We start from the raw sequence: 5,710 nt of genomic DNA on the forward strand, positions 1-5,710 counted from the left end.
GCTTGGCTCTTGTTTAACTTTAACTTTGTTTTGATGGATAAAAGCATTGTTCGACCTCAACACTGTATTTCTTGATTCCTCAATTTTGCCAGTTCTTGTACGGGCTTGTCAATAGCATTTTTTAGGTTTTCTTTGAGCTCTTTGGAGTAATTTCGTAGACCGTATAGACGGCAAGAGAAGCAGTGGATTATCGCCATCAAATCTTCTACTAATTCATGCTGGGGGGACAACGATAATTGATTGGCGACTACAATTTCGCATCCAACCGACGTGGCAAGCTCTTGGATGAATTCAAAAGCAAAGCGACACATTCTGTCTTTGTCTGCAATTACAATTATTGATATTTCACCTTTGAGCATTGACAGCATGATTGCTAGAAACTTTTTCCTTTTAAAATTTAGTCCGCCCCCAATTTCTGATACCCAATCATCGACTGTTAATCCTCGACAAGGGCAGAAAGCTTCCATTGCCAGCATCTGATTTTTGAGTTCCGGCTTCTGTCCACTGGACGAAACAAGGGCGGTAAACGACCGTTTTTCGGTTGGCTTCTATGGGCTTCAATCCGTTGGCTATCAAGAGATCATCTTCGGTGTAGAACCGATGACCTGACAGGGTGCGCAAGGCTGGCAACTTCCCTGAAACGTCCCAACGTTGGAGTGTTTTTACTGACAATCCCAGCTTTTTTGCGAAAACGCGCGAGCTTAAACAAAATGGTACACCGCATATTGGTCTATAAGTGTATCATTTTGTCTATTTATTCGCTACCTAGGGACTAGCTCCCTGGTAGGACAGGGATTAAGTTTACCCTGGCTAGTAAAACGACTAAAAATTAGCCGTGTTTCTGATGTAATGCAGGAAGCTGGGCAGTTACAGATTCAGTTGATCGCTTCCAAAGCGGCTCAAGATGAGCTAGATAGTTTGCTGAAATCTGGTGTGTTGCCGAAGGCAGTTTACGAAGAGTTATGGGCATCATATCAAGCACGAGTAGCACACTCTGAGCGAGTGCTGCGCGATCTCTACAATAAACATCGGGCCGGGCAAGTACAGGGCGATCGCACCGGGCTAGATACGATTCGGCGGCGATTGCTTCTAGCAGAAAAAGGAGCAGTTAGCGATGCCCTCCGCAAGCGAATTGTCCCAGAGGATCTGGTTCATCCTTACATCAAAGATTTGGATGAGAAACTTCTAACGTTGGCAGATGACTAGCGCGAATGCGAAGGTAATCAATCATCTGGTGAACTAGCTCTGGACGGGTGACGACCAAGATGGTAGAACCTGCTTCTAGAACAGTATTGCCGTTTGGAATCTCCAGATTGGCGCAGGCATGGCATTGATAACCAATAATCAGCGAACCTTTTGGAAAACGAGGGTCTTGAGCAATTTGAGCAACGGTGCGACCTGCCACATTGCAATCGCCTGGAACGGGCAGCTTTAGCACCTCGACTTGTCCTTGTTCAAAGTGCATCATCGATTCGATTTGAGGGTATTCAATCGCATTCGCCATTGTTGCGACTGCCAAATCAATCGTGCTGATGATGTGACTGGCTCCGGCAAGGCGATAGGCTTCCATGAATTCGCGATCGCGCATCCGCACCACAATATGGGAAATGCCATAGCTCCTGGATAGGGTGATGAGCGCTAAATTCAGTGCATCATCCCTGAGTGCTGCAACGACTGCGTTTGCTTGTTTAATTCCCGCTTCCAGAAGAACCGTTGTACTCACCGCACTGCCTTCAAATGCCATCACTCCGATTTTTTCACGAGCAAAGCGACAAGCCAGCGGGTCGGCATCGAGGATTGCAACCGTATGACCGAGTTTTAATAACTGCTGGGCTAAACCCAGCCCCATCATTCCTGCTCCACCAATTAATACGTACATGACTATTTGTCGCCCCAAAAATGAACTTTCCCGATCATCGCTATGAGCGATATTGTGTTGGGTTTCTATCAGTTTAATCGGCTTGTGGGGTGGCTTCTACCGGGCTTACTTATTACCTGTTCGACAGTTAATTTAATCGGGTTTTGGGGTAGGCATTGCTAGCCCGCCCCTCAAGGGATGTTCCTCAGTTAGCTGCGTAGGGGGAACCCTACATAATCTTAGGAACTTTAAAAAACTCCCCATCGCGATCGGGAGATCCCTCCAAAATACTTTCTCCCTTAGCAAAAGGTTGCAAATCGTCCGATCGCATTACATTACTAACATCGATCGCCCGCGTTGTCGGCTGTACCTTACTCGTATCTAGTTCGCTCAACTGCTCAAAATAATCCAAAATACCGTTAAGTTGACCAGTAAACTGCTCTTCTTCTTCCGGCGTTAATTCCAATCTCGCTAAATTCGCTACTTTCCGAACTTCTTCTCTGTCAATCATAAAAATCGGGAATGGGGAATGGGGAATGGGCAATTGGGCATTGGGCATTGGGCATTGGGCATTGGACATAGGGAATTGGTTATTTGTTATTAGAGAAACGACTAACTACCAACTATTAACTACTAACTATGCCCTATGCCCCGTGCCCCATGCCCATCCTAGTTAAAAATACACATCAATTTGCGATCGGCCTGTCGTCTTCAGCCAATTTTGTACCTCAATGTAATTGTTTGGGGCCAAGCGAATAGCCTCCTTCCAATAATCCGCAGCTTTATCAAACAGCCCTTCCGCGCCTTCAATATTGCCAGCTTCCTTTTCCTTTTCCCCTTGATAGTGGTAAATTACAGCAATATTATTCAGTGCTTGTGGCATTCTCGGATTGAGATCCAAAGCCTCGCTGTAATATTCCAAAGCTTTATCGTGTTCGCCGTTGCTAGTATGGATCAGCCCCATATTGTACAAGACATAACTGCGATCGTAAGGATCTTCCTCCAGCTTCAGCGCTTCATGATAATTGTCCAGGGCTTCAGCATATTCGCCATCTGCTTGAGCTGACATACCATCCCGGTAATAAGCAAAAGCTTCCTTCGCCTGCTTTTTGGCTGGCATAATCTTGAGGATGATATCAGCCATTACCGTGAAACTTTTGTCAATAAAGTTATCGTTGCGTTGAGTTCTTGGCATATGCGATTCTTTGGTTAGTGGCTAATCCGAAAAATTAGCCTGTAAAGTTTTGCTATTAATAATTGCGCCACTGTTGTAGTGGGCCGTTGTGTTGAGGGCGCTAAAAAGTTTAGTCGATCGCAAGTGCGAACCTTAAAACACGCCCTTGGGTTTAACACCCGCGCAAGCTCTATCTATTTTATAGAAGTCTTGCAAGACTTGCAAAAAAACTAGATTTCTTTAACATATCTCTGGCACTCTACACAAAACTTACAAAAACCCGCGCCGAAGGGAAAAGTTCTGCTGGAGGGTGCAGGGGCCATCCTCTCCTCTTCGATGGCTTTCCTTCGGATTGCTTTGCTAACGCCAACGGGCGATCGCGCACCGTACCTTACTAACTGTACCCATAATCCACCCTCCTTGACCCTCAGAGCAAACAAGCAAAAGCAAATGCCGAAGAGAAATTCAATCACAAAGTTTTATTAAGCTATTCGAGTTCAGCCCATACTTAAAAGTTATTCGGCAAAACACTAGCAATATTTTGCCCCAAAGTCAAGGGCAGCATCAAAAAAAATCCGAAACCCGATCGCCAAAACCAGCTCGAATTCCCGCAATATATAATAAAAATAACCGGGTAATTTTCACAGAGAGAAACCTATGGCTCCGAATCCCACCATTATGCAAGCCGTCGAACAACTTGGCTACCGCGTTACGGTTGGAGACGTGGCGGCAAAAGCTGGATTAGATGTCAATTTTGCCCAGCGAGAACTGTTAACCCTCGCCTCCGAAGCAGGCGGCAACCTGCAAGTAGCAGAATCCGGCGACATTGCCTACCTATTCCCCAAGAACTTTCGAGATATTTTGCGAAACAAATTCTTGCGCTTGCAGTTGCAGGAATGGTGGCAAAAAATCTGGCGAGTTTTATTTTACCTGATTCGGATATCTTTTGGCATAGTGCTGGTAGCTTCCATCCTCTTAATTTTTGTTGCTATCACTATTTTAATCTCCAGTTTACTCTCCAGCAGCGACAGCAATAACAGCGGCGGCGGAGGAGACGGTGGTAGCGGGGGCGGCAGAGGCGGCGGCTTTTCCTTTTTTCCCTACTTCTGGAACGAGTTAAGCTGGATATTTTACTGGAACCATGACCAACCATACTACCAGCAGCGATCGCGCTTAACTGGCCCAAAACCCGAGATGAGTTTTCTGGAAGCAGTTTTCTCCTTTCTCTTTGGAGACGGCAATCCCAATCACAATCTAGAAGAGCGCAAGTGGAGCGATATTGCGACTGCAATTCGCAACAACCGAGGTGCCGTCGCCGCCGAACAAATTGCCCCCTATCTCGAAAATCTTGGACAGGGATACGCCCGAGAATACGAACAATATATGCTACCGGCTCTCGCCCGTTTTGACGGCCGCCCCGAAGTCAGTCCCGAAGGGCAAATAGTCTACCATTTTCCGCAATTGCAAACCACAGCCACCGAGAGAAATTCTGAACCAGTAGCAGCTTATTTGCGAGAAATGCTGTGGCGTTTCAGCAACGCCAGTTCAGGACAAATCATGCTCGCAGCAGGGTTAGGAGCCGTCAATCTTGTCGGTGCGTTAGTTTTGGGGAATCTATTAACTAATAATTTAATCGTCGGTGGATTTATCGGTTTCGTCAGCGCTGTTTATCCCATGCTCCTAATTTACGGCGTCGGATTTCTCGCAATTCCTTTAATTCGCTACTTCTGGATTCAGTGGAAAAATAGCCGGATAGAAGCCCGCAATCAAGAGCGTCAGCAGCGAGCAATGTTATTAAACGAACCCGATGCCAACTTGCTCAAAAAACTGGCCTACGCCCAGGAATTTGCAGCAGAAAACGTTCTGACTGGAGAAGACTTAGCTTATACAACAGAAACAGAATTAACCCAACAAGAACTAGAACAGTCAGCCAAAATAGATGCCGAATGGCAGCGCAGGCTCGATCGCTCGGACAAGTTGTAATACTAATGAAAAAAACTGTGGTTTGTTGTTAAGTTAGGTTGTGAGCATCTCAATGAAAGCAGCAAAGCTAGAAATTGGAGTTTTGGGGCAGGAGGCAGGAGGCAGGAGGAAAGAGGAAGAAGGAAGGAGCCAGAAGAAGTGTTTTTACAAATATGAGATGCTCCCGTTAGGTTGAACTGAAATCTGGTACTCTTTTCAAGAATAGGCAGGAGGCCTGTTCCACAATAAAATATCTTTGTTGGGGAACGGGCTTTTAGCTCGTTGCTAAGAATTGTGGAAAATATCAATCTTTATGGATGTCAGAAGTTTTTTTAATCCGAGTTTTATTAAATAAGCTTAGGGCGTTTAAAAATCAAACAATTTTGGTCATACTTCGAGTCGTGATCCAGAGCCACAAGTTCCCATCCCTCCTCCCCCAAATGATTGACAAATTGATGCAGCGAGCCTTGTTTCCAATCTCGCTGTTCTTCACCGTTTACATATAAACTAATCAGCTTGTTTCCAAAAGGATACATATTCGCATCCACAAATAAATACTCCCACTTTTGCATAGCAATCCTTAATGTAGTTAGTCATTAGTCATTAGTCATTAGTCATTAGTCAGTAGTCATTAGTCAGTAGTCATTAGTCATTAGTCATTAGTCATTAGTCAGTAGTCATTAGTCAGTAGTCATTAGTCATTAGTCATTAGTCAT

The 5,710-nt window shown here is 45.2% G+C and carries 7 protein-coding genes and 1 pseudogene; 3 read left to right on the forward strand and 5 right to left on the reverse strand.

Going from position 1 to position 5,710, the window contains the following annotated elements; translation table 11 throughout:
• Nucleotides 1-56 precede the first annotated feature (56 nt).
• A pseudogene (locus QT990_RS35190) lies at nt 57-726 on the reverse strand (IS607 family transposase).
• Nucleotides 727-849: 123 nt separating this feature from the next.
• Here QT990_RS35190 and QT990_RS35195 point away from each other — a divergent pair.
• Entirely contained in the window at nt 850-1,206 is a 357-nt protein-coding gene (locus tag QT990_RS35195) for a hypothetical protein (protein ID WP_333145436.1), read from the forward strand.
• Here QT990_RS35195 and QT990_RS35200 read toward each other — a convergent pair.
• From QT990_RS35200 to QT990_RS35210, 3 genes are all read right to left on the reverse strand, one after another.
• The gene (locus QT990_RS35200; RefSeq protein WP_333145501.1) at nt 1,163-1,879 is read right to left on the reverse strand and encodes a TrkA family potassium uptake protein; all 717 of its coding nucleotides are present in this window, start codon (nt 1,877-1,879) and stop codon (nt 1,163-1,165) included. The two genes, QT990_RS35195 and QT990_RS35200, sit on opposite strands and share 44 nt — an antisense overlap.
• A 208-nt stretch (nt 1,880-2,087) precedes the next feature.
• The gene (gene gatC / locus QT990_RS35205) at nt 2,088-2,369 is read right to left on the reverse strand and encodes an Asp-tRNA(Asn)/Glu-tRNA(Gln) amidotransferase subunit GatC (protein WP_333145503.1); all 282 of its coding nucleotides are present in this window, start codon (nt 2,367-2,369) and stop codon (nt 2,088-2,090) included.
• Nucleotides 2,370-2,531: 162 nt separating this feature from the next.
• Complete coding sequence (locus QT990_RS35210) at nt 2,532-3,053, reverse strand: photosystem I assembly protein Ycf3 (RefSeq protein WP_333039118.1); 522 nt, start codon at nt 3,051-3,053, stop codon at nt 2,532-2,534.
• A 636-nt stretch (nt 3,054-3,689) separates the two neighbouring features.
• Between QT990_RS35210 and QT990_RS35215 the strand changes: the two genes are divergently transcribed.
• On the forward strand, nt 3,690-5,015 hold the full coding sequence (locus tag QT990_RS35215; RefSeq protein ID WP_333145438.1) for a hypothetical protein: 1,326 nt from the start codon (nt 3,690-3,692) through the stop codon (nt 5,013-5,015).
• Between the two features lie 52 nt (nt 5,016-5,067).
• Nucleotides 5,068-5,190: a hypothetical protein gene (locus QT990_RS35220; RefSeq protein ID WP_333145439.1), complete on the forward strand. Its 123-nt coding sequence runs from the start codon at nt 5,068-5,070 to the stop codon at nt 5,188-5,190.
• Nucleotides 5,191-5,341: 151 nt separating this feature from the next.
• On the opposite strand, the gene QT990_RS35225 is transcribed toward QT990_RS35220, so the two are convergent.
• Nucleotides 5,342-5,566, reverse strand: coding sequence for a hypothetical protein (locus QT990_RS35225; RefSeq protein WP_333145441.1), 225 nt, complete (start codon nt 5,564-5,566; stop codon nt 5,342-5,344).
• Between the last annotated feature and the right edge of the window lie 144 nt (nt 5,567-5,710).

The sequence above is a fragment of the Microcoleus sp. T3_B1 genome, from assembly GCF_036700445.1.
GTDB lineage: Bacteria > Cyanobacteriota > Cyanobacteriia > Cyanobacteriales > Microcoleaceae > Microcoleus.

What these genes read in the sequence shown, in the direction of transcription:
- QT990_RS35210 (WP_333039118.1), bottom strand. Translation starts at nt 3,053, where the DNA reads ATGCCAAGAACTCAACGCAACGATAACTTTATTGACAAAAGTTTCACG.
- QT990_RS35225 (WP_333145441.1), bottom strand. Translation starts at nt 5,566, where the DNA reads ATGCAAAAGTGGGAGTATTTATTTGTGGATGCGAATATGTATCCTTTT.
- QT990_RS35220 (WP_333145439.1), top strand. Translation starts at nt 5,068, where the DNA reads ATGAAAGCAGCAAAGCTAGAAATTGGAGTTTTGGGGCAGGAGGCAGGA.
- QT990_RS35195 (WP_333145436.1), top strand. Translation starts at nt 850, where the DNA reads ATGCAGGAAGCTGGGCAGTTACAGATTCAGTTGATCGCTTCCAAAGCG.
- QT990_RS35200 (WP_333145501.1), bottom strand. Translation starts at nt 1,879, where the DNA reads ATGTACGTATTAATTGGTGGAGCAGGAATGATGGGGCTGGGTTTAGCC.
- QT990_RS35215 (WP_333145438.1), top strand. Translation starts at nt 3,690, where the DNA reads ATGGCTCCGAATCCCACCATTATGCAAGCCGTCGAACAACTTGGCTAC.
- gatC (WP_333145503.1), bottom strand. Translation starts at nt 2,369, where the DNA reads ATGATTGACAGAGAAGAAGTTCGGAAAGTAGCGAATTTAGCGAGATTG.